Raw genomic sequence first — 26,398 nt, 5'->3', positions numbered from 1 at the left:
CTTTCGGCGTGTGCATACTTCTCGTAGTGGGACAGTGTCAGATGGAGGGCCGCCGGTGAAATCGTTCACTATCGCCATTGTGGGTGCGGGTCCGCGCGGCACCGGCGTACTCGAACGACTGCTGGCGCGCCGGTCCGATGCGGAGCTGCACATCCACGTCGTCGATCCGTTCCCTCCGGGGGCCGGTCGCATCTGGCGTAGCAGTCAACCACCGCTGCTGTGGATGAATTCGGTGGCCGCCGACGTCACCATGTTCACCGACGACACCACCGTCGTCGACGGTCCGATCCGCCCCGGTCCGACGCTGGCGCAGTGGGTTCTGGAACATGCCCACACCCTGCGCCAGGACCTCGAATTGCGCGACGAACTGCGCGATTTCGGTCCGCATTCCTTCGCGTCGCGGACTTTACAGAGTCGCTACCTCAGCTGGGTGTTCGAGCACGCCGTTGCCGACACCGACACGCACGTTCACGTTCATCGAGCACGGGTGACGGACCTGACCGCCGACCAGGTACTGCTACTCGACGACGGGTCGACCATCCGCGCCGATGCCGTGCTCTTGGCCCAGGGGCATCCCGATGCGCTTGCATCGCACCGTGAATCACAGCTCGATGAGTTCTCCCGAACCCATGGGCTGACGTACATCGGCCCCGGATACACCGCAGATCTGGATCCCAGCCGAGTGCCTGCGGGAGAACCGGTGCTGGTTGCCGGGCTCGGATTGGCATTCATCGACTGGATGGTGTTGCTCGCGGAAACTCGCGATGGATCGTTCGCCCGCAACGCGGACGGCGTGCTCGAGTACACCGCCTCCGGCCGCGAACCGATTCTCTATGCAGGTTCGCGGCGCGGAGTTCCGTATCACGCGAAGATCTCCTACCATATCGCCGCGGCGCGCCCGCCCCTCCCGAAGTTCTTCACCGCCGACGCCTTCCCCGGCCACGGCCCCCTGCACTTCCGCGACGAAATCTGGCCGCTCGCATCCAAAGAACTGGCCTGGGCTCATTACTACGAGCTGTTCACGGCCCACCCCGAGCGAACAGTCGGCTCCTGGCCGGAGTTCGAGATCGGATTCAGTGAAATCATCTGGAACTCCCCAGAACTCACCGTCTTCGTGGAGCAATTCGTTCCGAAGGACGAGGACCGCATCGATCTGGCACGGCTCGATAAACCCTTTGCCGGACGGCGTTTCGATGGACTCGACGAGGTACGTACCGAGCTGCAGACCTACATCGAGACCGACCTTCGTCGTCGAGCAGATCCCTACTACAGCTCGGATGCCGCCGTCTTCTCGGCGCTGCTCTCGGTGTACATGACCATCGGAGAGTTGTTGCGACGCGGGCGCATTCCGGCGCAGTCGGTCGCCGGCGATGTGGAAGGGTGGCTGCACTCGTTCTTCAGTTTCATCGCGAGCGGTCCGCCACCGGAACGACTCGAACAACTCCTGGCCCTCAGCCGGGCGAACATCGTTCACTTCCTCGGCCCCGATGTCACCTTCTCCCCGGAGAACGGATCGTTCGTCGCCCGTAGCTCTGCACACGATGTGGTGGTGCACGCCGACACTCTGATCGACGCGCGCTTACCCGTCGCATCGATCGCCGCCGCCGGTGACGAATTGCTACGCACCCTCCATGCGCGCGGCGACATCACCGACATCCGCGCCACCGAGCACAGCGCGGCGAAAGTAGCAGTCGACGGGCGCTCTCGATTGATCACCGCGTCGGGAGAGGTTGCCGAGAACCGCTACGCGGTGGGTCCGTGGGTCGCCGGGCACACGTGGTCGAGCGCCTTTCCGCGGCCGAGGACCAACGCCGGCTTCTTCCGACACAACGACCAGCTCGCGGCAGAACTACTGCGGCACAGCCGCTGAACCGTCGGTCGGCCGAACAACGGACCGGATCACGGCGCGATGCGCAGTCCGGCGATCAGCACCCGCGCCATCTTGCGCGGGTCGTAGCGGCTGTCCGTGGCACCGATGCACAGGTTGCCGACCGCCCGCATCAACTCCAATGCGGTCTGCCCCGGGGCGATCTCCCCCGAGTCCACAGCGGCGTCGAGCAATGACTCGCACACCGGAACCAGCCGGTTCAGGAAGTAGCTGTGCAAGGTCTCGAATCCGGCGCTGTCCGACTGCATGGCCTCGGCCAGACCGTGTTTGGTGACCAGGAAGTCGACGAACCGATCGATCCAGAGCACCAACGCCGCGTGCGGTGATTCGCGGCCGGCGAGAAGCTCCTGACCGGCGACGGCGCAGGCCTCCACCTGATGTCGGAAGACGGCGACGACGAGGTCGCCCCGCGTCGGGAAGTGCCGGTAGATGGTTCCCACGCCGACGCCGGCCCGCCTGGCGATATCGCGCACCGGCACTTCTACTCCCGACTCGACGAACGCAGCCGCCGCCGCGTCGAGCAGGGTCGCTTCGTTGCGCCTCGCATCCGCCCGCTTTCTGGGCTGCTCGGCTTCGGCCTCGGTCACTGTTCCTCCAGCCATCGACATACGGAACAACGTTCCGTATGTTTGTTTACGGAACGTTGTTCCGCTTACTCGCAGAGTAACCCCTCCAGAGGCCACAAGGAGATCCCCATGCAGTACCGCACACTGGGACGCACCGGCGTCCAGGTCAGCACTCTCTCGCTCGGCGCGATGAACTTCGGTGCCATCGGACGCACCACGCAAGACGAGGCAACCGCGATCGTCGACGCCGCACTCGAGGGCGGTATCGACCTCATCGACACCGCGGACATGTACAGCCAGGGACAATCCGAGGAAATGGTCGGCAAGGCGATCCAAGGTCGGCGCGAGAACATCGTGCTGGCCACCAAAGTGTTCAACCCCATGGGCGACGAACGCAATCATCAGGGCAGCTCCCGCCGCTGGATCGTCACCGAACTGGAGAACAGTCTGCGCCGACTCGGTACCGATCACGTCGACCTCTACCAGATACACCGCTGGGACCCCACCACGAGCGACGAAGAAACCCTCTCGGCGCTGACAGATCTGCAGCGTGCCGGGAAAATTCGATACTTCGGCTCCTCCACCTACCCGGCTTACCGAATCGTGCAGGCGCAGTGGACCGCACGGGAGCACCGCCTCGGGCGGTTCGTCACCGAGCAGCCGCCGTACTCGATCCTGCAGCGCGGCATCGAATCCCACGTCCTCCCGGTCGCGCAGGAGTACGGAATGGGCGTGCTCGCGTGGAGTCCCCTGGCGGGCGGCTTCCTCTCCGGAGCCATCCGGGCCGGGCGAGAGGCCACCACCAACCGCGCGGCGATGATGCCCGAGCGATTCGGCACGGACACTCCCACGGGACGGGCCAAACTCGACGCCGTCGAGAAACTGGTCGGCGTTGCCGACGAAGCCGGACTGACACTGATCCAACTCGCACTCGGTTTCGTGACGGCTCATCCGGGAGTCACCAGCGCGATCGTCGGGCCGCGTACCGTCGAGCACCTACACTCGCAGCTCGCTGCCGCCGACACCGTCCTCCCGGCCGATGTCCTCGACAGAATCGACGAGATCGTGGCTCCAGGAGTCGATCTCGCGCCGGACGACAAGTTCGACACTCCGCCGGCACTGCTCGACGCCTCCCTGCGGAGACGCTGACATGGTCAGCTACGGGATCATGACCCCTCCCCAGAACGTCTCCTACGCCGACCTGCTCCGGGTGTGGCGCGAGGCAGACGGCATTCCGGAAATCGAGCACGCGTGGCTGTTCGATCACCTCATGCCCATCGGCGGTGACCTCGACGGCCCGATCTTCGAAGGCTGGACCATGCTGTCCGCATTGGCCGCTCGTACCGAGCGGTTGCGATTGGGAATCATGGTCACCAGCAACCGCATTCGTCCACCCGCGATCCTCGCGAAGATCGCCACTACGGTCGACGCTGTCTCGCACGGGCGGCTGGACTTCGGCATCGGTGCCGGATCACGGCCGAGCGTGCCGATGGCGAGACGGGAGTACGACGGGAGCGGGCTGCCCTACAGCGACGCTGCGAACGCTGTTGCGCGACTGGGTGAATCGATCACGGTGATTCGTAGGCTCTGGACCGAGAGCGAACCCTTCGACTTTCACGGCAGCCACGTCGACCTCGTCGGGGCGTTCCAGAATCCGAAACCGATTCAGCGACCGGGCCCGCCGATCGTGATCGGCGGCCGGGCGGCAGGAGTGCTGCGCCTCGTCGCCGAACACGCCGACGTATGGAACATTCCCGGTGGGGACCTGGCCGACGCACTGGACAGAGGCAGACTACTCGACCGGTACTGCGCCGAGATCGGGCGCGATCCAGGGGCGATCACCCGATCGATCGCTCTCGGGGTGTCGTTCGAAGAACCCGAGAGGTTGAGAAACGACATCGGCGACGCGGTGGCCGCCGGATTCGATCATGTCGTTCTCATCCTCCCCGGCCCCTATCCCGACGGCATCGCGCAGAGAGTGACCGAGGAGTTCATCGGTCCGAGTACGAGCTCGTGAAGCGTTCTGAGCCCCCGGTACTCGTCAAGGAATCAGGATGAACTTGCCGCGCGGGTGCGTCGACTGCAGCTCGGCGTGTGCTCTCGCCGCATCGGCGAGGGGAAACGTCTTGGCAACCATGACCTCGAATACGCCTGCACCCGCCTGCTCCAACAGCACCGGGGATGCGAGGCGTCGACGCTCCATACTCACCGGCCCACCGACGGTGAGGAACCCGTCTGCCGAAGCTCGCCCGAAGGCGGCCGTGCTGACCAATCTCGCTCTGTCCGGTAGTAATTCGAGAGAGACGTCGACGGCCTCCTCGGTGCCCACCGTGTCGATTGCCGCATCCACCCCATTCGGTGCGGCTGCTCGTACCCGGTCGATCAGTCCGTCGCCGTATTCGACGGGCTCGACACCGTAGGACCGAAGCGCGTCGTGGTTCTGTTGGCGCGCAGTCCCGATGACGGTGGCCCCGCGCTCCAGAGCGAGCTGAGCCACCACGGACCCGACGCCGCCTGCCGCTCCATGCACGAGAACAGTGTCTCCGCTCGTGACATCGACGGATTCGAGTGCGTCGTAGGCCGTTCCAGCCACGGCGAGTACTCCCGCAGCAACGTTCCAGTCCAACGCTTCCGGCTTCTGGAACACGAACCGCGCAGGAACCAGAATCCTCTCGGCGTACGTACCGTTCTGGCCGGAGACAACCACCGCGTCGCCGACGGCGACAGGACCGACCGGGCCCTCGACGGTTCCTCCGACCGCCACCACGATGCCCGACGCCTCGCTGCCCAACGCAATCGGAAGCTTCGACCCGTCGGTACCGAAGGCGCCGCTGTAGCTCTTGTAGTCGAAGGGGTTGACGCCGATCGCCTTGACCTCGACCAGAACCTGGCCCTCGGACGGTTCAGGCAGCTCTCGTTCGACGATCTCGATGACGTCCGGTCCACCGTAGGACGCTGCAACTGCAACTCGTGTCATGCGCGGTACAACGGTCACCACGACGCAAATGTTCCGCTCAGATCCGCAGGCGCGGCAGTCCCCATTCCCTACCGAGCAATTCGTACGAGCGCAGCCGGTCCGCATGGTCGTATGTGACCGAGGTGAGCACGAGTTCGTCCGCATCGGTCGCTTCCTGCAGGGCGTCGAGCTTCACCGCGACCGTCGCCGCAGATCCGACGATCTGAGTGTCCACTCGATCAGCGACGAGCTCGTATTGCTCGCCGGTCAGCGGTGCCACGTTCTTCGGATCCGGGTACTCGATCGCACCTCGACCGCTGCGAATGCTGTGCACCCATTGCGGGAAAGACGCTGCCAGCTCACGGGCCTGCGAATCCGTTTCTGCAACAACCACATCGGCCGACACCGCCACGTACGGCGAGGACAACCCGGCCGACGGCACGAAAGCACGGCGATACTCGTCGATCGCCTCGAGAGTCGTCCCCGGGCTGAAGTGATAACTCGCCGCGAACGGCAGACCGCGGGCACCGGCCTCACGGGCAGTCGGCCCAGCGCTGCTGCCGAACAGCCACAGCGCCACATCGGCCCCGACACCCGGGCGTGCCGTCAACGGCACCCCGTCGCGCTCGTAGCTACCGGCAAGCAGCGCAACAAGGTCGTCGAGTTGATCGACGAATTCCGGGACCTCAGCGTGTGGCTGCTGCAGCGCAGCCAGAGACGCAGCCAGCAGCGAGGTTTTTCGCGGGGTCGCCGCAGCGGGCGCCACTGGGAACAGTCCACCGGGTTCCGATGACACCGCGTGCTCGGGCGCAGCCCGCTGTGCACCGGTCAGGGCTGCTGCTCTGCGCTGCCCGGACCTACCCACACCAAGATCGATACGACCCGGATACAGCGCGTCCACCGTTCCGAAGGACTCCACAACGGCAGCAGCTGTCGTGAAACCGAGCTGGACCGCAGCCGATCCGACACGAATGCGGTTGGTGGCAGCCGCAATCAAACCCACCAGTACCGCAGGCGCAGAACTGGCCGCAGCGACGAAGTGATGCTCGGCAACCCAGTAGCGCTCGTAGCCCCACTCTTCGGCCTGTCGTGCCAGATCGAGCGAATTCCGGAGCGCCTGAGCAGTGCTCGACCCAGCGCTGATCGGTGCCAGGTCGAGAACGGACAGCGGCACGCGCGTCATCCGGGCGTCTTCTCCCCTGCTTCGACAGCCACCGTCAGCCGGTTCTCCGCCGGCGCGACCGGGCACGTCGCGTAGTCGGTGAACGCGCACGGCAGGTTCGCCGCTCGGTTGAAATCGAGTGCCACGGAGCCACCCTCGGGTTCCGCCACAGCAAGGATCCGCGCTGCCGGGTACGTGGTGACCCCGCTCGTGGCATCGGTGAACAGAACCTTCAGACCAGTGTCGTTGCCGCCGAACGCAACCAACTGCTGGGCCGTACCGGCCAGCTCGAAATCGAGGGTGCCCACCGCAGTGTGGTGGTGTTCGAGACCCTCGACCACGGCACCTGTCGTCACGGTGACCGGGGCGTCGTAGGGCGTGAACGTGGCGCGGGCCACGAACTCCTCGCTGGGTTCGTAGGCCGGTATTCCGTTGTAGGACTGCAGGGTCGAAGCTTTCGGATCGTGGACCCGTAGCGCCACCGCGCCGGTGCGGCGGATGACCTCGATACGGCGTTCACCGTCGTCGACGAGGATCCCGGGCGCACCCTCCACCGGATTCAGCGTCGTAACACCGTCCACCCCCTCGACGGTCACCGAGTCCGAGTCGGCCCGCCATCGACCGGGCAGATCGGCTACGATCTCCAACTCGTCGGTGAGCCAATACAATCCGGCCAGCGACAACCATCCCAATGGATCGCCGTAGGACGCTTCCCGGTCCGCATGCCACTGTTTCCAGTCCTGCTCGAATCCACTCACGATGCTCGCACTCCTTCACGCTGTTGGTACGGGTGACGCAGACCGAGGTGATCACGCAGCGTGTTCCCGGTGTACTCGGTACGGAAACTACCGCGATCCTGCAGTTGTGGGACGACTTTGTCGACGAACTCGTCGAGCCCGGCCGGTGTGATGTGCGGGACGAGGATGAACCCGTCGCACGCATCGTTCTGGACGTAGCTGTCGATGTCCTCAGCTACCTGTGCCGGCGTTCCGACGAACTGCTGCCGGGTCGTCACCGCGATGATGAGCTCCCGGATGCTCAGATTCTCGGCCTCGGCACGCTCACGGTACTGCTGCGCAAGGGTTCTCGGGTCACCGTGGCGAGCGCGACCACGGGTGATGCTCACGTCACCACTCGGCTCGACGTCGGGCAGCGGTCCGTCCGGGTCGTACTCGGACAGGTCTCGTCCCCACACCTGCTCCAGAAACGAGATAGCAGTCTTGCCGCTGACCTGCTGGTGCCGAATATGGTCGGCCTTCTCGGCTGCATCCTGGGCCGAGTCCCCGAGGACGAACGTCGCGGCGGGCAGCACCTTCAGGTCTGCGTGCTCGCGGCCGTATTTGGCCAACCTTCCCTTGACGTCGGTGTAGAACTTCTGCCCGTCCTCCAGCGTCCCGTGGATGGTGAAGATCGCATCCGCATTGGCCGCACCGAACTCACGACCTTCGTCGGAATCGCCGGCCTGCAACAACACCGGGTGTCCCTGCGGACTGCGCGGCAACGTGAAGCGGCCCGTCACATCGAATTGAGGACCCGAATGCGAGACCGTGCGGATCTCGGATTCTCGGCCGAAGACACCTCGATCCCGGTCGACGACGAACGCATCGGACTGCCACGAATCCCAGAACTCTCGGGCGACGTCGATGATCTCGTTCGCTCGCACGTAGCGGTCGGCCCGGTCGAGGTAGCCACCGCGTCGGAAGTTCTCTCCGGTGAACGCGTCGGACGAGGTCACCATGTTCCACGCCGCGCGCCCGTCGGACAGGTGGTCCAGCGAAGAGAACTGCTTGGCGAGCTCGAAGGGCTCGTTGAACGTGGTGTTGATCGTCCCGGCGAGTCCGAGCTTCGTCGTCACCGATGCCAACGCGTTCAACACCGTGAGCGTGTCCGGACGGCCGACGACGTCGAGATTGTGAATCTTGTTGCGATGCTCGCGTAATCGCAGACCTTCGGCGAGGAAGAAGAAGTCGAACAGCCCACGCTCTGCGGACTCGGCCAGGTGGACGAACGAATCGAATTCGATCTGGCTCTTCGACGCCGGGTCGGTCCAGACGGTGGTGTTGTTGACGCCAGGGAAATGCGCGCCGAGGTGGATCTGCTTCTTGGTCCGCTTCGAGATCGTCACCGACTGTTCCTTTCGGGTGCTGCAAAACGATTTGTCGGACGAGCCAGGCCGAGGCGCTCGCGCACCGTCGCTCCGGTTCTGCTGTCCGTGGCCGGGAGTGTCTTCACTCCCGACGGAAGCGCGAGCGGCACGAGGGTGACCCCGTCCAGTCCCGCGGATTCGGCCGCTCCGAGTAGCAAGTTCAGCCCGGCGACGTCGCCCACGTACTGCAGCGATTGCGGCGTACGTACCCGGCCTGCCCAGTTGTCGAGCTGCGCCAATTCTTCGGCCGCGGTCTCCGACACCAAGGTCTCGACGTCGAGTAGCACGAACACGTCCACCGGGTCGCGGCCCTCGGCCACGACGGCCCGTCGAACACGCGCCGCGAGGGCAGCTGCGCCCTCGATCGAGTCTGCAGCAATCCGCACGATGTCCGCTCTGGCGGCCGCTACCGCGGTGGATTCGGCGGAGTGGGCGCGCACTGCTACCAGTGGCTGTCCTTGAGGTGACCTCGGCGTGATGGACGGCCCTTTCACCGAGAAGTGCTCACCTTGGAAGTCGATGTAGTGCAACTTGTCTCGGTCGACGAACCGACCCGTCGCAGCGTCTCGAATCTCGGCGCCGTCCTCCCAGCTGTCCCACAGCCGAGTGACGACCTCGATGGCCTCGTCGGCCTCCTGCCACAGGCTCTCTTCGTCCTGCTCGCCCTTACGCCCGAACAGTGCTGCCTGCTCCGCGCCGCCGGACACCTCGACCTGCCAACCTGCGCGACCGTGTGAGGCGAAGTCCAGACTCGCGATCTGCTTCGAGATGTGGAACGGCTCGGTGTGGGTGACGGTGACCGTCGGGATCAAACCGATGCGTTCGGTGAGCGCAGCAGCCCGGGCTGCCACGGCAACCGCCTCGAGAGTCCGGGAAGCGAAGGAGTCTGCGAGAAAGACCAGATCGATCCCGGCCCGGTCTGCCGCGCGAAGCTGATCGATCCAGAATGCCGCGGTGAACACTTCCTCGGCGCGAGAATCCTGTCGCCGCCACGCCTGTGGATGTGCGCCGGTTCCCCTCGGTTCGATTGCCGTGACGAAAAGCTTGTCAGACACCGGTACCCACTCTCTGTGTCGCTGTTCCTGGGATGGCCGCGAGCAACTCGCGGGTGTATTCCTGCTGGGGTTTGTCGAATATCGAAGCGGTGCTGCCATATTCGACGATCACACCCGACTGCATCACAGCCACGGTGTCGCTGATCTGGCGAACCACGGCCAGGTCGTGCGAGATGAACAGATAGCTCAGACCGAACTCGGATTGCAGATCGCCGAGCAGCGAAAGAATTTGTGCCTGCACCGACACGTCCAAGGCCGATACGGGCTCGTCGAGCACCACCACCTCCGGTGCCAACGCCAGTGCCCGAGCGATTGCGACACGTTGACGTTGACCACCCGACAACTCGGCCGGGCGACGCGCCAGGTGGTCACTGCTCAGAGCCACTTGGTCGAGCAGTTCCGCGGCACGCGCCGAGCGGTCTCGGGACGTCCCGATCTTGAACGCGTCCAGCGGTTCTCGCACGATCTCGCCGACGCGCAACTTCGGGTTCAGTGATGCGTACGGGTTCTGATAGACGATCTGGACTCGACGCCGCAGCTCCCGCCTCGCCGTGCCACGAAGGCCGGTGACATCGATTCCGTCGAACGTGACCGTGCCCGCGGAGGGTGTTTCCAGGCCGATCGCGATACGCGCCAGGGTGGACTTCCCCGAACCGGATTCGCCGACGACAGAGACGGTTCGACCCCGCTCGACCGTGATCGTGGCGTCTCGCACCGCATCCAGGTGAACGCCTCGTCCGATGGCGAAACGCTTCGACACCGACGAGACGGACAGAATTGGATCGCCCGCACCCGTCCTGGCCGGACGGAGCGTCGAGTTCAGAGACGGCGCGGCCGCGAGCAGCTTCTGTGTGTAGGGATGGGTGGGTTTCGCCAACACCTCTGCAGTCGGACCGGTTTCGACGATCTCACCACCACTCATGACGACCAGCCGGTCGGCGCGATCGGCCGCAACGCCCAGATCGTGCGTGATCAACAGAACTGCGGCACCCGTCTCGGCAATTCGGGCGTCCAGATGGTCGAGGATGCGTCGTTGCACGGTGACGTCCAGGGCGCTGGTCGGTTCGTCGGCGATCAGCAGTTCGGGGCGGCACGCGAGAGCGATACCGATCAGTACCCGCTGCCGCTGCCCACCGGACAGGTCCTGCGGGTACTGGCGTGCCCGCACCTCGGGGTTGTCGAGGCCCGCGTCGGTGAGAATGCGGATCGCCTCGAGCTTCGCGGTACGCCGATCTGCCGACCCGTGCACACGCAGCACCTCGGCCACCTGGTCTCCGACGCGTACGACGGGGTTCAGTGAGGTGGTCGGATCCTGCGGGACGAGCCCGATATGCCGACCGCGCAGGCGATTCAGTGTCTTGTCCGATGCGGTGTCCAGGCGCCGGCCGTCGAAGGTCACCGAGCCACTTCGGATCCGGCCGTTGCCGGCCAGCAAGCCGATGACCGCGTGGGCCGTGGTGGATTTTCCCGAACCGGATTCGCCTACGACGGCCAGTACCTCGCCGCGTTCGACGGTGAACGAAATTCCGCGCACGGCCGTCGTCGTGCCGTAGCCGACCGTGAGGTTGTCGACTTCGAGGATGGGGCTCATTCGGATCGCCTCTCGAGTGCGTGCCCGAGACGGTGCGCGGACAGCACGACTGCCACGATCACCAGGCCCGGCAAGGTGGTCATCCACCAGGCGGTGGCGAGGAAGTTCCGACCCTCGGAGATCAGCGATCCCCACTCCGGTGTAGGCGGAACAGCGCCGAATCCCAGGAAGCTCAACGCCGAGACCGCCAGGACCGCCATACCGAATTCGACTGCTGCGAGGGCAATCACGGGACCGTACGAGTTGCGGAGGATGTGTCGGCGAAAGACGTCGAACCATCGCACACCCGAGGCGTACGCCGCCTCGACATACAGCGATCGACGCACACGCAACACCTCCGACCGCATGACCCGGGCGAAGTTGGCGATGAGGGTGACCCCCACGGCGATGGCGACGTTGACGGTTCCGAAGCCGAGCGCTGTGACCAGGGCCAGCGACAGCAGCAGCGTCGGAATCGAGAGCAGCACATCGACGATGCGCATCAGCACGGCGTCGACGAGGCCCCCGACGGCCCCGGAGATCAGGCCGACGAGCGATCCGACGACCAGTGCGATCCCGACCGCGAGCAGTGTCGCAGTCAACGACAGACCGGAGCCGTGGACCACGCGGGTGAAGACGTCACGGCCGATGTTGTCGGTGCCGAACCAATGTGCCGTGCTGGGGGCCTGGAGCTTGTCGGCGGGCACGCCCACCAACGGGTCTCCGCTCGCGAACACGGAGGGGAAGAGTGCGAATCCCAGCGCGAGCAGCAGCACGAGCGCGGACAAGGTAAGCCACACGTGCTTCAGGGCGTTCGTCACAACCCGGCGACGACGAGCTGTCGACGGCACCGACTCTGCCTCGAGCAACGCCTCCGCCTGAATCTGGAGATCACGAATCAGAATGTCAGACATGCGCTTTCTCCAGTTTCGCGACTGCGCGCGCAGGCTTGTACTCGCGCACGATGCGCGGGTCGATCAGCGGATACAGCAGGTCCACGGCCAGGTTCACCACAACGAACACCAGCGAGGTCAGCACCACGATGCCCTGCACCACCGGAATGTCCTGGGCCAACACCGAGGTCTGGGTCAGCCGTCCCACTCCGGCCCGCGAGAAGACCGTCTCGACGACGACCGATCCGGCGAGCAGCGTCCCCACCAACACACCCGCGATCGTGAAAGCCGGGATGGACGACAGCCGCGCTATATGCCGCGTCTGCACCCGTAGCCGCGAGACGCCCTTGGCGCGAGCAACATCGACGAACGGCTGCTTCCAGGTAGTCGACATGCTGGTCGCCAACACCTGAGCGATGACCGCACCGGTCGGCAATGCCAATGTGACCGCAGGCAACACCAGTGCAGCCGCTCCGGCGTCACCGAAGGCCGGGAACCACCTCAACTGGAACGAGAACAGTTGCAGTAACAGCAGTCCCACCCAGAAGGTCGGTACAGCCACCCCGAGCGGCGGGAGTGCGAACAACAGATTCTCGAGCCACGGCGTTCGGGTGTACGTCGCGGCGTACGCCAGTGCCGACCCGAACACGACCGCCAATACCAGTGCGGTGCTTGCAAGGCCGAGCGTGCTCGGCACGGCATCGAGGATCGCCGTCGTCACCGGCTGTCCGGTGGCGATGGACAATCCGAAATCGCCCTTCACAGCCCCAGACAGCGAATGCCAGTACTGCACCCACACCGGCTGGTCCAAACCGTAGCGGGCCTGCAATTCTGCGACGGCCGCCGCGTCGACCGGTGTACCCGAACCGGCAGAGTCGACAGCGAGACTGACCGGGTCCGAGGGCAGCAGGAACAGCACGCCGAACGAGATGGTGAACGCGGCCCACAGCACTGCCACTGCCTGCAGTACGCGCTGTCCGAGGTACCGGATCATGCGCTCAGCCAGGTATCGAAGAACTGCAGTCGAGCGGAGGCCTCGAACTTCAGGTCCTGCACTTTCGACGCCGCGCCGACGGCCTGCGACAGCTCGATGGTGGGGATCCACAGTCCGTTGTCGAGCACCTGCTGCTGAGCGGTGGCGAGGATGTCGTTGCGCGCCGTTAGATCGGTGGTCGAGAGCTGATCGGTCAGCGATGCATCCAGATCGGGAATCGGGCCGCGCGCGTTCAGGTTACGTCCGTCGACGGCGAACGTGGTGCGCAGAATGTCGCCGTCGGCGCGGGTGCTGTTGTAGTACGTGGAGTCGTAGTCCTTGGTGCCCTGACGTGCTGTCGCCTCGGACGTCGAGACCAACTCGAGCTGCAGGTCGACGCCCACCGCACGTAGCTGCTGCTGCGTCAACTCCAGGATCGCCTGGTTGCCAGCGAACACTGCGGAGTACATGACCTCGAAACTCAGCCTCTGCCCGTCCTTTTCACGGATTCCGTCGGCACCGGGAACCCAGCCGGCGTCGTCGAGCAGCGATTTCGACTTCTCGGGATCGTAGGTGACATCGGCGAGTTCGACGTAACCTGGGGTGGCGCTGGCCAACGTGCTTGTCGCCGTGCGGAAGTCGGGCCCGAGGACGGTATCGACGAGTTCCTGACGGTTGATCGCCGGTACCAGGGCCGTCCGGACGGCGGGGTCTTGTAGCGCACCGCGCGTAACATTGGGCTGAATGCCGAACGGGACTCCCGGGTTCGAGGTGGTCAGAATTCGGCCGCCGGTCGCTTCGATCTGCGGAGCGTCCTGCGGCAACGCGTCGCTGACGGCGTCGAGCTGATCGGAGGACAAGCTTCCTGTGCGAACGCCCGACTCGGGCACGATGGTGAAATCGATGCGATCGAGATAGGCCTCGCCGGTGTGACCGAATACCGCTGAACCCCAGTTGTATCCGCTTCGCTTGGCCAGAGTGACTGAACGGTCCTGCTGGTAATCCGCGTAGGTGAACGGTCCCGATCCGATATTGGTACCCAAGCACCGCGACTCGGCCGACTGCGCCGAGGTCGCGATGGATTGAATTCCGAGCTGAGGTGTCGAACTCGCCTGTAGGAACTGCGCATTCGGTGCTGCGAAGTCGATGCGCACCGTCGAGGGGTCGACCACCGTGGCGCTCTGATAACCGGTCAGGTAGCTCGCCGCCAACGGTGCCTTCGCTGCGCCGAGGCCGATGATCGCGTCGAAATTCGCCTTCACCGCCGCCGCGTCGAGCACCGTGCCGTCACTGAAGGTGACGCCGTCTTTCAGCGTGAATGTGAAGGATTTCGCATCGGCACCCACGTCCCACCGCTCGGCCAGCCACGGTTCGATCTCACCGGTTTCGGGGTTCTGATCGGTGAGTGAATCGACGACCTGACGGGTGACGTAGATGGTCTGGTTGGTGCCGGACTGGGCAGGATCCGAGCAGGTCGGGGCCCCGGACAAGCCGTAACGCAGAGTTCCGCCGGGCTGGGCCGGACCGGCGTCGGCGGCCGTGGTGGCGGCACCACCGGCGCATCCGGCGAGGACTGTGGCCGTAGTGGCGATCAGGCCGGCCACCAGGAATGCAGGACGAGTGGACACGTAGGTGTCTCCGATATCTGGTCGATCGCGCGCACGATCCCGCATCCGAGCTGGGTGTGCCCAGGAAGGAGTGCGCGCAGATGATGAGGTGAGGTGTGAAGTACGAGTTGTGACGAAATGTCAGCTGCGACAGGTCGAACCGTTGAGGCGGCACAGATCGACATGGAGACGGCGGCAACCGTTGACGAAGCCTGCGGCAACTCGGGTGTTCACGTGCAATCCTCCATCGGTCCCGGCGGTAGCACCCTCACCCGACGAGCGGGGGGTTGCTGCGACGTCATAGAGCCAGGTCTCTCGGTCGCTCTGGATGGTCCTACAGTTTCCGATACTACGAGAGCATCGCCCCGGTTGCCAACCGGGGTAGGAAAACCCGCCGATAGTAGACGCGAGAAGCGCGGTCGGACCGACGCCTACCGTTCAGACGGCCAGCGCCAGTCCAGCGCTCCCACTCGCGCAAGATCTCGAATCATCATGCGACGCAACTTTGTTCAACTCTGGCGCATTTACGCGGTGCACCCAGTAGTCGATCGCTTCGCCCGCATGAGCGAATCGGACGAGGACGTCCATGCAGAGCCAGGTCGCGACCGAGAAGTCCTGTTCCGCACCGTCGAGACCGATCAGTGTCAATTCTTCTCCCACAGCAAGCAACGCGCGATCGATATCGGAACCGCCGGGGCCGAGCCACGCCAGTGCTCGTCCGAGTAGCGCCCAGTCTCCGGTGGTCACAGGCTCATCGGCCGATTGTCTGCACAGTTCCGCAGCCGCAGCGAGAGCATCCGCCACCGGCGCCGACACCGAACCGTGGAGCTCAGCGAGAATGCCGCGATCGGAGTCGACCAGATCGGCCATGTAGCGCCAGCGGGCAGGAAGCGCCGCGTCCTCTGGCCACAGGTCGGCGGTGCCGAACTGGAGACGGGTGATCATGTCCTTGGGCGAACTGCACGAAAGCGCGGAGCCACACGAGTCGTTCATGTCGATCATCCCCACTGGGTCAACACACAACATTGGACACCGGCTCGACAGTCGCGTTCGGAGATACCGTCGAGCAGTGGCTTTCGTCACCGATGCGAGCAACGCTGCTGTGGTCGTTACGTCCGCCTTGGGGGATATTGAACGCCGCCACCAGCATCTTCGCGACTCGTGGTTGTACAAAACCGACAACGTCACACTTTTGGTCCATATGTAATTGGCCGCATAGTGCCGTGCTCCGACTCCAGCTGGGCCGCAGCGACAGCCCAATGATGCGGGAACGTACGTTCGAATACTTGTCGGTGGGTCGCGGTAGATTCTGTTCATGCTTTCGGGGGACGGCGGATCAGGGGTGGACGGCATCGACACGGTGCCGCCAGCCCCTGACGTGTCCGACCCCGACTTGGCTGGGTTGGTCGATGCGGTGGAGTCGGCGGTCGCCGAGTTGGCCGAACAGGCGTCGGTGGCATGGTCGAATGCCGATCGGCGTGCGGTGATCCAACGCATGGAAACTGTGTCGCGGTCCGTGACGGCGTACTCGCACACCTGGCTCAACGAACTGATCACTCAGCACGGCCTCGACGTCTATCCGGGGTCGGTGCCGTGCGCGGTGGCATGGATGCTGCGAATCACCCCACGCGCGGCCGGGGCGCGAGTGCGTCTGGCTGCCGAACTGGGTGATCGCACCGCACTGTCCGGCGAAATGCTGCCTCCCTTGTTGCCGCACACCGCTGCAGCGGTACGGGCAGGACTGATCGATGCCCAGCATGTGCAGATGATCCGCGAATTCTTCCGGCACCTACCGTCGAGTGTGGATCCGCAGACTCGCGATCGCGCCGAACAGCAGTTGGTGGGCTTGGCGTCGACGAGGCGGCCCGACGACTTCGCACCACTGGTGGCGCATCTGGACTCGATCCTCGACCCCGACGGCGACTTCGACGAGAACGAAGACGAGGACAAGAACGCGAAGCCGAGGCCACGGAAACGGGATGCGTTCTTCTACCTCGGTGAGCAGGGTTCCGACGGAATGTCCGAGGGGAAGTTCTGCGTCGACTCGGAGCTTCGCGCCTACCTCGAAGCCCTGTTCTCGAAAGCCGCGAAACCAAGAGTCAACAATCCTGCCGACCCGACGTCGGTCGTCCACGACGATGAAGCTGACAGCAAGTCCACTGCAGAGCAGCCCGAGCCGACGTCCGAGCCGTCGTCCGGTGATGCCGGGTCGAGCGATGCAGGCCTGTGGGATGGGACGACCCGCAACGGGGACAGTGACTGCAGTGACGACGACTGCGGTGACGAGGACTGCTGCGAAGACGACTGCGGCGAGTGCGACGGTGACGACTGTGGTTGCGGCACAGGGTCCAACGGCACAGCTGCAGCCAAGGACGCAGCGGCACCCAAGGACACCAACGACACCAACGACACCAGCGACGATGCCGGCTCCGACAGCACTGCTGAACCCGGCGGCCACGCCGACGCCGACGCATCGGACACCGCTGCTCGCGACGCTGCCGCCGCACGGGATCGACGCACCCAGAACGAACGCCGTCACGACGCCCTGAAGATGGCACTCCGGCACACCCTCGCCTCCGGCACCCTCGGCACCCACCGCGGCCTACCCGTCACCGCCATCGTCACCATGACCCTTAGAGACCTCGACGCCGGCTGCGGCTACGCCATGACCGCCACCGGATCCCGCGTCTCGATCCGCGACGCCATCCGCATGGCCTCGCACGCCCACCACTACCTCACCATCTTCGACGACAACGGCAGAGCCCTGTACCTCGGTCGATCCAAACGCATCGCCTCCGCCGACCAACGCATCGTCCTCATCGCCCGCGACCGCGGCTGCAGCTTCCCCTCCTGCACCCGCCCCGCGACCTGGTGCCAGTCCCACCACCTCGACGACTGGGTCGAGGGCGGACCCACCGACATCGACTCCCTCACCTTCGGATGCGACATGCACCACGCACTCGTCGGCACCGGACCCGGAAAGTGGGCAACCACCAAAACCACAGCAGGACATCGCTATCCGGGCCGAACCCTGTGGCACCCACCCACCGGGATGGACCCCACACGCCGCGGCCTGATCAACCACGCACACCACCCAGAAGAAGTGCTCTACCCACCCGACCACCACAACACCCGCGACACCGGCGACACCGGCGACGAAGAACCACGACAACCCGCATGACGACCCACACCACCACCACGGCACAGCCCTGCCTCCGGCAGGACTGCAACGCAGACGCCGAATCCCCCATTGCGTCGACCCGCAGTTGCGCTCGACACGACCAGGGGGTTCCATCGATACAACCATCACAGGAGGAGTACGAGCGCATGGCGTACGACGAGCTTCTTGCGGACCGCATCCGCGACGCTCTCTCGGACCAGGAGAGTTTGCGTGAGCAGAAGATGTTCGGCGGTCTGGCGTTCATGGTGCGAGACAGAATGGTGGTGTGTGTCGGCACCGAAAACCGTGCCTTGCTTGTTCGTGTGGACGGGGTGCGCGAACCCGAATACCTTCAACTCGATGGGGCCCACCATGCAGTCATGGGCAAGGGACGGTCGATGGGTGAAGGCTGGATCACCGTCGATGCAGAAGCGCTGACGAGCGAACAGGCACTGCAGTTCTGGGTCGGTGCAGCCCTGGAACACAACGCCGACACGTCGGGCTGACAGACGTTACTCGGCGATACTGCACCCCACTCAGCCCGTAGGTGGGCATCACCGAACCGGGCTCATTCGAGACTCTTCTCGAAGGGGTGCGATCCGACTGTTCTGGACGGCACACTTCGGTCGTAGAGCGGGGTGTATCCAGCTGCCAGGTACAGCGCAACGGCCTCGGGCTGATTCCAGCCGGTCGTCAGGTAGACCCTGCGATATCCGCGATCACGTGCGCTGCGTTCCAGCTCGGCCACGACGAGTCTGCCGAAACCCTTGCCGCGGTGCTCTTTCGATGTCCAAATACGTTTGAGCTCTGCGGTTTCCGAGTCGTATTTCCGGTACGCACCTCCGGCGACAGGAACGCCATCGGCCAAGGCAATCAACAACACACCGCCCGGCGGCGCGAACTCCCGGGCGGGATAGGACTTCAGTTCCTCGTATTGGATACCGGGGCTACGGCCGTATCGGGACGAATATTCGATCGCCAGTTCTTGCAGCAGGGGCGTCGCCAGCCGATCGTGCTGATCGACCTCGACGAAGTCCACGCGTCCTGGACCCGTGCCACCAGTGCGGATGTTGACATCGAACGTCGCGCTCATGTGCTTCCTGTCTCGATTGTTCGTCGACCAGATCTCCGACCGACTCACCGAGCGACCACTACCTTCACCGTCTGCCTACGCTGCCGGCTTGCGGGGTAGCCCGGGCGGGTTGATGACCGACTCGGGCACTGTCTCGGACTGCAGGCCCCAACGATCGATCACCTTCTGATAGCTGCCGTCCTCGATGGCGTGGTTCACTGCGTCCTGCACGGCGTCGATGAGGCCGTTGTCCTTCTTCGTCAGAACTGCTATCTCACCCTGCAGCGCATCTCCGGCACCGGAGAACGTGCCGATGATCTTTGTTTCGCCGCCGGTTGCCGCGTGATAGACAGCCGACGGATTCGGTCCCAGATACCCGTCGATACGGCCTGACCCGAGCGCCAGGTAGTAGTCGGAGGTGTTCTGGTAATAAGCGATCTCGGCGGGAGCCAGACCCTCGGCTACGTTCTGTTCGTTCCAGTCCACCAGCAGCTGCTCTTGATTGGTACCGGAGCCGACACCGATCTTCTTACCTGCGATGTCCTGACGCTTCTCGACTGTCCAATCCGTGTCCTTCTGCGCCTCGAAAGCGAGGTTGTCCAGTCGATAGGTCGCGAAGTCGTACTTGTCCTTGCGCTCCTCGGTGACGGTGACATTGGAGATGAACACGTCGTTCTCGCCGGAATCGATCTTTACGAAGTTCTGCGACCAATCTGCGACCTGAAGATCGACGTCGAGACCGAGAATGTCGGCGATCAGGTACGAGAAGTCCACCTCGGACCCCACGATGGTGGTGTCGTCGGTGGCGTACAAGCGCAGTGGTGGCGCGGTACCGCCCGCCCCGGTGACGATCAGCGTGCCGCGATCGCGAATCGCTTGCGGCACTTCGGCTGCGATCTCGTCGACCTTCTCGACGCGAACGCGGTCGGCCTGCTCGGGTGAAAGATCGAACGTTCCGCCGTCATCGGTGACGACCCGAGATTCGGCAGTGGGTTCGCTGCATGCAGTCGCAGTGAGCGCCAGGACAGCGAATGCGGACGCTACTACCGCGAGCCTACGAGATGATCCGGACATGACTTTCCCCGTTCGTGGGTGCAGGTGAAGGGTGAGTGAGAGCTAGAGAACGTGAGCGAGGAACGACTTGGTGCGTTCCTCCTGGGGTGAATCGAGAATCTCTGCAGGAGAGCCTTGTTCGACGATGACGCCGCCATCCATGAAGACGACGGTGTCGGCGATCTCGCGGGCGAACCCGACCTCGTGCGTGACGATCACCAGGGTGGCACCATCGCGCGCCAGGCCGCGGATGACCTCGAGAACCTCTCCCACCAATTCGGGGTCGAGGGCTGACGTCGGCTCATCGAACAGAATGACCTTGGGACGCAGGGCAAGTGCACGCGCGATGGCGACCCGCTGTTGTTGTCCGCCGGAGAGTCGTCGCGGATAGTCATGCGCTTTCGAGTGCACCCCGACTCGTTCGAGGAGAGCAAGCGCTTCGGGTTCGACGTCGGAACGCGGGCGTTTCTGCGCAGAGATCGGGGCTTCGATGACATTCTCGAGGACCGTCAGGTGAGGAAACAGATTGAAGTTCTGGAACACGAAACCGATCTGGGAACGCTGCCGCAGAATCTCCTTGTTGCTGAGTTCGTGCAGTTTGTTGCCTTTGCGCCGATATCCCACCAGATCACCGTCGATCCGGACGGTGCCCTGGTCCACCTTCTCCAGATGGTTCAGAGCGCGCAGCAAAGTCGACTTGCCCGAACCCGAGGGGCCGATAATCGCGGTCACCTCACCGGGACGTACGACGAGGTCGACGCCTTTGAGCACCTCGAGCCCGCCGTAGGACTTGTGGACGCCGCGCACCTCGACCGCGTATCTCGTTGCGGCAGTGGATGTGGAGGCATCGAGAGTGGTCATCGGGTTGCCCCTCTCGACGCGAAGGTGACGTTGGAGAGCTTGTGGCGAATCTGCTGGATCGGCGTCAGCGGAATGTTGCGTACCGCGCCCTTGGCGTAGTGCCGCTCGACGTAGAACTGCACGATCGACAGCACCGACGTCAGAATGATGTACCAGACGGTCGCGACCATGAGCAGCGGAACCACGCGCCCGCTGCGTCCGTATATGACTTGCACCTGATAGAACAATTCGGCAATGGCCATCACCGACACGATCGACGTGCCTTTGAACAAAGAGATCACCTCGTTGGCCGCGTTGGGGAGAATCCCTCGCATCGCCTGCGGCAGAACGATCTTGAAGAACTCCCGCCTTTTCGGAATCCCCAGCGCTGCTGCAGCTTCGAGTTGCCCCTGGTCCACCGAGATGATGCCGGCCCGAACGATCTCGGCGGAGTAGGCCGCTTGGTGCAGGGCCAGCCCGATGATGGCCGCCGTCGATCCACTGATGACGTTGTTGACGTCGAATTGAAAGAAGCTGGGACCGAACGGAATTCCCAAAGACAGAGTCTGGTACAGGTACGCGATATTGAACCAGAACAGAAGCTGCACGATCAACGGGATGGAACGGAAGGCCCAGATGTAGAACCAGGAAATAACCTGCAGCACAGGATTGTCGGACAGCCGGGCCACCGCCAGGCCGATACCGATGGCGAAACCGATCAGCGTTCCCCAGAAGGTGAGCTGGATGGTCAACCACAGCGCCGACATCACCGATGCTGCAGTGAAGTACTGCGCGAAGGTGCCCCAATCCCAGCCGGGGTTGGTGACGAAGCCGTGCAGGAACTGACCGACCACGATCAGCGTTGCGACCGCGATCACCCAGCGCAACGGGTGCCACGTGCGTGCAACGACGAGCTGTTCGTCGGGAATGTCGTCCGTCGTATCCGCAACGGGTCGAGAGTCGAGTTGAGTCACCGGAACCGCCGGGTCGGATGGGCAGCGATCATCGCTGGGTTGCCTTTCGAAGATTTCGTGCTGTGAGTACGCCGATCGGTCAAGCGTGCGTACAGATGCAGATGTTCATCGGTCGTGCCTCCATCGGTCCTGGCGGTAGCACCCACACGCCGTAGGGCGGGGTTGCTGCGACGTCATCGAGCCAAGGTCTCTCGGTCGCTCTGGATGGTGACAGGAACGTACAGAACAATTTATCGAAATGTCAAGTGCACGTGCGCATTCGGTTGAAATCACGATGATTTGAACCCTTGCCACCGACGATGTTTGCCGAGTGTCAGCCGAATATGCCCCGGCACCGGGCCGCCGGATGCGACGCGGGCCGTTGATGTCAAGAGCAGGTCTTCGGACCGGAACCGGGAGTTGCGCACTACTCACGAGCCACTCGATCACCGATTAGGCTTGTCGTGTGCGACTCGACATACGACGCGGTGGAGTGTGGATCGACGCCGTGGTCGTCGCTGCGATCGTCACCGCGGGCTGTGTGGCAGCCGGAATCACCCATGATTCGCAACCCGAGGTCGAAGACATACCGGGTTGTGACGTCGTAGTTCCCGACGGCGAGACGTTCTCCTTCTTGACCGGTTCCTACCCAGGCACGTACGACAACCCCGACTACCCGTGGCTGACGGCCGAGAAGGCGTCGGCGATGTCGGAGTCTCTGGTTCGCTCCTTGCCCGCAGACGTCGAAGTGGAGTTCGCTTCCCCCTCGAATTCACTGGTGTTCCAACCGATACAGATCTACTCGAAGAATGCCGAACTGTCGGGCGGCATGACCGTCGAGGACATCAGTGGGGACAGCACGGCATCCGGGGTTGTCGATCGTGCAGGAGTCGCTGCACCACTTCGGGTCTCGGCAGAGGCGTGGGACGATGCGATTCCGCCGTGCACCGAGGGATCGGTCGACGAACGAATCACGCTGCCCGACGGCACCGCCGTCGATGTGCTGGATGCGGTGTCCGAGTACGACGGGGTATCGACGCATCGGCGCACAGCGACCGCATACTTCCCGGACACCACCGTCCACGCACGGACTTCGAGCGAAGGAGCCGAAGCCGAACTCCCTCTCGAGGCCGACGAGCTCCGCGACATCGTCTCGAATCCCGAACTCCGGGTGAGCGCACGCGTCCCCGAAGGTACGAAACCAGCGCGAGCCGACTGTGGATCATCGCGCGAGTACCCCGTTCCCCCACTCCCACGCGATGTGGTCGTGCGCATCGGATCGGCACTCCAGACGCAGTGGGAAACCACGTTTCCGAACACATCCACCGATGTTGCTGCGGGCGACCTGATGCCGGGCACCTATGGAAGCGGAAGCGCCTGCAATGCAGTCGTTCTCACCACCTCGCGCGGCACCGCACAGCTGAACGTCGAGATATCCGTCGAGGACAACGTGGAGTGGCCCGACGATCCGGACGTAGTGCGCAGTGTTCTGCCCGACGGCACCGTGGTGACCCGCAGGTCCGACATGCGCACGATAGGGACGGAACCGACCGAGTGGCTCAGTGTGCTCAGGCCGTCGAACACGCTGGTGCAGTTTCGTTTCGACGACACCGTCGCAGTCGATTCGCTCGTCGAGCTCGCAACCGCCCCCGGGTTGGATCTGTAAAGGGTCGACGAACTCCACCACCCTCGTGCGAGAATTCGACCCATGCACGTGTGGAAAGCCAGGATCGGTGACGATGGCTTTCGAAGGACGCCGCGCTATCGGCAGCTGAACGCAGCGAGTGTCGTCTTTCTCGGTTCGCTGGTCGTGATCGGCACGTTCCAGGCGGCCGACACGTCCGATTCGATACGCGTGGCCGCTCACAGCGCCATCCTCGTGGCGGTCGCAGCCGCAATTCTGTACGCGCTCAGGCGAACCGACCGAAAGCCGACGTGGCTCCTTCCCCGTACGACGCTGATTCTGTTCGGTCTCGGCAGTCTCGTGTGTGTCGTCGCAGGCGACTATCTCCCTGCTGTGATCGCCGCGATCCAGGCTGTGATCCTTCCGCTGTTCATGCTGGACGACTGAGTGAACGCCCTCTATCGGTACACCCCCGACGTGTCCTGAACCCGCGACCTCGAATCACCCTGATTTCAACCCTTGCCTCGCGCCCGCGACGCGGCGAGAGTTCCTGGCGAATGGCCTTGTGCGGGAGCAGTCTCGCGCAGCGTCGACGAAAGGAATGGGTCGCCACGATGCCGAACGAATCTGCCCCGTCGAAGAACACCGCAATTGCCATGATCGAACGCAGGATTTCCTCGTCTGCCGCCGAATCCTGGGACTGGCAGCTCGACGCACTGTGCCGGGGTCAGGACTCGGAGATCTTCTTCTCCCCCTCTGGTGAGGGGCGAACGGCGCGTCGCCAACGCGAGGATCGCGCCAAGCAGGTGTGCGCAGGCTGCGGAGTGCTCGACGCCTGCAAGCGGTTCGCGTTGGCAGCCAACGAACCGTTCGGAGTGTGGGGCGGCATGACGGCCCGCGAACGGCTGGTGCATCGGGCCAACTCGCGACGCGACCACGAGCGGCGGGCGAGTTAGGCCGCGACCAGAAGATGGTCCGCAGGTCGCCGGATGGTCCACAATGGAGGGGTGACCGATATCGAGAAGCCCCTGCCGTGGACGTACCTGATGGACATGGACGGAGTTCTGGTCCACGAGGATCACCTGATCCCCGGTGCCGACACGTTCCTCGCCGAGCTGCAGGCCAACGAGATCCCGTTCATCGTGTTGACGAACAACTCGATCCGCACCCCACGTGACCTGCGCGCACGTCTCGCATTCACCGGCTTGGACATTCCGGAGAAGTCGATCTGGACCTCTGCTCTCGCCACCGCGACGTTCCTCGGCAACCAGCGGCCCGGCGGCAGCGCGTACGTCGTCGGCGAGTCCGGTCTGACCACCGCGCTGCACGACATCGGTTACACCCTCACCGACTCCAGCCCCGACTACGTGGTGCTCGGGGAGACGCGAACATACTCGTTCGAGGCCATCACCACCGCCATTCGTCTAGTCGAGAAGGGTTCGCGCTTCATCGCCACCAACCCCGACGCGACCGGTCCGTCGCGCGAGGGTTCGCTGCCCGCGACCGGTTCGGTCGCCGCACTCATCACCAAGGCCACCGGCAAAGAGCCGTACTACGTGGGCAAGCCCAACGCGTTGATGATGCGTTCGGCTCTACGCGCCATCGGCGGGCACTCCGAGAACACTCTGATGATCGGCGACAGGATGGACACCGACGTGCTGTCCGGCCTGGAAGCCGGATTGCAGACCATTCTGGTGTTGACCGGCATTTCGACCGTGCAGTCCGTCGAGCAGTACCCGTACCGTCCGACGAAAGTGCTCGATTCCGTCGCAGACCTGGTGGGCCGCACACAGAACCCGTTCTGATGAAACTCCGATTCGTTCTGTCTCGGCAGGATCATCACGTCGTCGGCTTGGGAGTGCAGCAACAGTTTCCGGACGTCGCCGACGCAGTCGCGGCGGTACAGCAAGGCCGAAACGTCGTCGGGGTATTGCCTTTCGACATGTCCGACGCCACCGCGCTGATCGAGCCGGCGGAGTTCTACCGACGCGCCGGTGCGTGGGCGGTACCGGATGCTCAGCCCCCGCTGCCGTCCGTCACCGTCGTACGCCAGATACCCGAGCCGGGCGTCCACGTCGAACGGGTACGTGAGGTCGTGCGGCGTGTGAAAGCCGGTGTCGCCGAGAAGATCGTGCTCGCACGAGCGATCGAACTGGCCGCAGAGTCGCCCATCGATCCGTCAGCGGTGTTGAGCGCGTTGGTGACTCGCGATCCGATGGGAAACGGCTTTTTCGCAGACCTCTCGCCCGCAGACGAGCCCGGCAGACATCTCGTCGGCGCAAGCCCCGAACTGCTGGTGCGCAAACGCGGCAACGTCGTGAGCTGCCATCCCTTCGCCGGGACGGCCGCGCGCTCCACCGACCCCGACGAGGACGCGCGTATCTCGGCGGCACTGGCGGCCAGCGCGAAGGACCAGGCCGAGCATCGCTTCGTCGTCGACGAGATCAAGGCAGCACTGGCGCCGTTCTGCGAGACACTGGACGTACCCGCGACACCTCAGCTGAGCAGCACTCCGCAGCTGTGGCACCTGTCCACGCCGATCGTCGGTACGTTGGCCGACCCGTCGACGTCGGCCCTCGACCTCGCACTGGCGCTGCATCCCACCGCTGCCGTCGCCGGTGTTCCCCGCGCCGCCGCCATGCGAGCGATCACCGAGATCGAGGGATCCCGCGGCTTCTACGCCGGTGCGCTCGGATGGACCGACGGCAGCGGGGACGGTGAATGGATGGTCGCGATCCGGTGCATCGAACTCACCGCGGACGGCCTGTCCGGTACCGCCACAGCCGGCGGCGGCATCGTCGCCGACTCGGACCCCGACGCCGAGCTGGACGAAACCACAGCAAAGTTCAGAACGGTACTCAGCGTCTTCGAGAACTGACC

25 protein-coding genes and 2 riboswitches are annotated in these 26,398 nt (G+C 64.2%); of the genes, 10 read left to right on the top strand and 15 right to left on the bottom strand.

Annotated elements, in window-relative coordinates; all coding sequences use genetic code 11:
- The first annotated feature begins 55 nt into the window (after positions 1–55).
- Positions 56–1,870, top strand: a complete 1,815-nt coding sequence (locus J2X62_RS18335) for an FAD/NAD(P)-binding protein (RefSeq protein WP_310182390.1) — start codon at positions 56–58, stop codon at positions 1,868–1,870.
- A gap of 29 nt (positions 1,871–1,899) precedes the next feature.
- Here J2X62_RS18335 and J2X62_RS18330 read toward each other — a convergent pair whose 3' ends face one another.
- Positions 1,900–2,496 carry a TetR/AcrR family transcriptional regulator gene (locus tag J2X62_RS18330; protein WP_371832742.1) on the bottom strand — a complete coding sequence of 199 codons (597 nt, stop codon included), beginning with the start codon at positions 2,494–2,496 and terminating at the stop codon, positions 1,900–1,902.
- Positions 2,497–2,583: 87 nt separating this feature from the next.
- On the opposite strand from J2X62_RS18330, the gene J2X62_RS18325 reads away from it, so the two are divergent.
- Positions 2,584–3,603: an aldo/keto reductase gene (locus tag J2X62_RS18325; RefSeq protein ID WP_222081276.1), complete on the top strand. Its 1,020-nt coding sequence runs from the start codon at positions 2,584–2,586 to the stop codon at positions 3,601–3,603.
- 1 nt (position 3,604) lies between these two features.
- Complete coding sequence (locus J2X62_RS18320; protein ID WP_310182388.1) at positions 3,605–4,471, top strand: LLM class flavin-dependent oxidoreductase; 867 nt, start codon at positions 3,605–3,607, stop codon at positions 4,469–4,471.
- 24 nt (positions 4,472–4,495) lie between these two features.
- On the opposite strand, the gene J2X62_RS18315 is transcribed toward J2X62_RS18320, so the two are convergent.
- From J2X62_RS18315 to J2X62_RS18270, 10 genes are all read right to left on the bottom strand, one after another.
- A complete protein-coding gene (locus tag J2X62_RS18315) occupies positions 4,496–5,431 on the bottom strand; it encodes an NADP-dependent oxidoreductase (RefSeq protein WP_310182386.1) in 936 nt (311 codons plus the stop codon).
- 37 nt (positions 5,432–5,468) lie between these two features.
- Positions 5,469–6,593 (bottom strand): LLM class flavin-dependent oxidoreductase, encoded by a 1,125-nt coding sequence (locus J2X62_RS18310; RefSeq protein WP_204846970.1) that lies wholly within the window; start codon positions 6,591–6,593, stop codon positions 5,469–5,471.
- On the bottom strand, positions 6,590–7,330 hold the full coding sequence (locus J2X62_RS18305) for a DUF1684 domain-containing protein (RefSeq protein WP_310182384.1): 741 nt from the start codon (positions 7,328–7,330) through the stop codon (positions 6,590–6,592). Before J2X62_RS18305 ends, J2X62_RS18310 begins: the two co-directional genes overlap by 4 nt.
- Positions 7,327–8,691 carry an NtaA/DmoA family FMN-dependent monooxygenase gene (locus J2X62_RS18300; RefSeq protein WP_310182481.1) on the bottom strand — a complete coding sequence of 455 codons (1,365 nt, stop codon included), beginning with the start codon at positions 8,689–8,691 and terminating at the stop codon, positions 7,327–7,329. Before J2X62_RS18300 ends, J2X62_RS18305 begins: the two co-directional genes overlap by 4 nt.
- A gap of 2 nt (positions 8,692–8,693) precedes the next feature.
- Positions 8,694–9,773 (bottom strand): LLM class flavin-dependent oxidoreductase, encoded by a 1,080-nt coding sequence (locus J2X62_RS18295; RefSeq protein ID WP_310182382.1) that lies wholly within the window; start codon positions 9,771–9,773, stop codon positions 8,694–8,696.
- Complete coding sequence (locus J2X62_RS18290; RefSeq protein WP_204846972.1) at positions 9,766–11,364, bottom strand: ABC transporter ATP-binding protein; 1,599 nt, start codon at positions 11,362–11,364, stop codon at positions 9,766–9,768. Before J2X62_RS18290 ends, J2X62_RS18295 begins: the two co-directional genes overlap by 8 nt.
- Positions 11,361–12,257, bottom strand: coding sequence for an ABC transporter permease (locus J2X62_RS18285; protein ID WP_032369860.1), 897 nt, complete (start codon positions 12,255–12,257; stop codon positions 11,361–11,363). The genes J2X62_RS18290 and J2X62_RS18285 overlap by 4 nt, the downstream gene beginning before the upstream one ends.
- On the bottom strand, positions 12,250–13,230 hold the full coding sequence (locus tag J2X62_RS18280; RefSeq protein ID WP_310182379.1) for an ABC transporter permease: 981 nt from the start codon (positions 13,228–13,230) through the stop codon (positions 12,250–12,252). The genes J2X62_RS18285 and J2X62_RS18280 overlap by 8 nt, the downstream gene beginning before the upstream one ends.
- Complete coding sequence (locus J2X62_RS18275; protein WP_371832741.1) at positions 13,227–14,837, bottom strand: ABC transporter substrate-binding protein; 1,611 nt, start codon at positions 14,835–14,837, stop codon at positions 13,227–13,229. Before J2X62_RS18275 ends, J2X62_RS18280 begins: the two co-directional genes overlap by 4 nt.
- A 220-nt stretch (positions 14,838–15,057) precedes the next feature.
- A riboswitch (SAM riboswitch) is annotated at positions 15,058–15,151 on the bottom strand.
- Positions 15,152–15,254: 103 nt separating this feature from the next.
- Positions 15,255–15,761 carry a hypothetical protein gene (locus J2X62_RS18270; RefSeq protein WP_167328876.1) on the bottom strand — a complete coding sequence of 169 codons (507 nt, stop codon included), beginning with the start codon at positions 15,759–15,761 and terminating at the stop codon, positions 15,255–15,257.
- Between the two features lie 370 nt (positions 15,762–16,131).
- On the opposite strand from J2X62_RS18270, the gene J2X62_RS18265 reads away from it, so the two are divergent.
- Positions 16,132–17,997 (top strand): DUF222 domain-containing protein, encoded by a 1,866-nt coding sequence (locus tag J2X62_RS18265; RefSeq protein WP_310182375.1) that lies wholly within the window; start codon positions 16,132–16,134, stop codon positions 17,995–17,997.
- Between the two features lie 146 nt (positions 17,998–18,143).
- On the top strand, positions 18,144–18,482 hold the full coding sequence (locus J2X62_RS18260; protein ID WP_310182373.1) for a TfoX/Sxy family protein: 339 nt from the start codon (positions 18,144–18,146) through the stop codon (positions 18,480–18,482).
- Between the two features lie 62 nt (positions 18,483–18,544).
- On the opposite strand, the gene J2X62_RS18255 is transcribed toward J2X62_RS18260, so the two are convergent.
- From J2X62_RS18255 to J2X62_RS18240, 4 genes are all read right to left on the bottom strand, one after another.
- Entirely contained in the window at positions 18,545–19,069 is a 525-nt protein-coding gene (locus J2X62_RS18255; protein WP_310182371.1) for a GNAT family N-acetyltransferase, read from the bottom strand.
- 75 nt (positions 19,070–19,144) lie between these two features.
- Positions 19,145–20,122 (bottom strand): ABC transporter substrate-binding protein, encoded by a 978-nt coding sequence (locus J2X62_RS18250; protein ID WP_310182369.1) that lies wholly within the window; start codon positions 20,120–20,122, stop codon positions 19,145–19,147.
- A 42-nt stretch (positions 20,123–20,164) separates the two neighbouring features.
- Positions 20,165–20,962 carry an amino acid ABC transporter ATP-binding protein gene (locus tag J2X62_RS18245; protein ID WP_310182366.1) on the bottom strand — a complete coding sequence of 266 codons (798 nt, stop codon included), beginning with the start codon at positions 20,960–20,962 and terminating at the stop codon, positions 20,165–20,167.
- Positions 20,959–21,828, bottom strand: a complete 870-nt coding sequence (locus J2X62_RS18240; protein WP_371832746.1) for an amino acid ABC transporter permease — start codon at positions 21,826–21,828, stop codon at positions 20,959–20,961. Before J2X62_RS18240 ends, J2X62_RS18245 begins: the two co-directional genes overlap by 4 nt.
- Before the next feature lie 204 nt (positions 21,829–22,032).
- A riboswitch (SAM riboswitch) is annotated at positions 22,033–22,126 on the bottom strand.
- Positions 22,127–22,360: 234 nt separating this feature from the next.
- Between J2X62_RS18240 and J2X62_RS18235 the strand changes: the two genes are divergently transcribed.
- From J2X62_RS18235 to J2X62_RS18215, 5 genes are all read left to right on the top strand, one after another.
- Positions 22,361–23,560, top strand: coding sequence for a hypothetical protein (locus J2X62_RS18235; RefSeq protein ID WP_230073376.1), 1,200 nt, complete (start codon positions 22,361–22,363; stop codon positions 23,558–23,560).
- A gap of 42 nt (positions 23,561–23,602) precedes the next feature.
- Positions 23,603–23,965 (top strand): hypothetical protein, encoded by a 363-nt coding sequence (locus tag J2X62_RS18230; RefSeq protein ID WP_230073377.1) that lies wholly within the window; start codon positions 23,603–23,605, stop codon positions 23,963–23,965.
- 167 nt (positions 23,966–24,132) lie between these two features.
- Positions 24,133–24,474 (top strand): WhiB family transcriptional regulator, encoded by a 342-nt coding sequence (locus J2X62_RS18225; protein WP_370878629.1) that lies wholly within the window; start codon positions 24,133–24,135, stop codon positions 24,472–24,474.
- Between the two features lie 90 nt (positions 24,475–24,564).
- On the top strand, positions 24,565–25,323 hold the full coding sequence (locus J2X62_RS18220; RefSeq protein WP_068053998.1) for an HAD-IIA family hydrolase: 759 nt from the start codon (positions 24,565–24,567) through the stop codon (positions 25,321–25,323).
- Positions 25,323–26,396 (top strand): isochorismate synthase MenF, encoded by a 1,074-nt coding sequence (locus J2X62_RS18215; RefSeq protein ID WP_032382214.1) that lies wholly within the window; start codon positions 25,323–25,325, stop codon positions 26,394–26,396. Before J2X62_RS18220 ends, J2X62_RS18215 begins: the two co-directional genes overlap by 1 nt.
- The last annotated feature ends 2 nt before the right edge of the window (positions 26,397–26,398 follow it).

This window comes from Rhodococcus sp. 3258, assembly GCF_031456475.1.
Classification (GTDB): domain Bacteria; phylum Actinomycetota; class Actinomycetes; order Mycobacteriales; family Mycobacteriaceae; genus Rhodococcoides; species Rhodococcoides fascians.
Note: the sequence above shows the minus strand (reverse complement) of the source record. Positions and strands in the feature narration are given on the sequence as shown.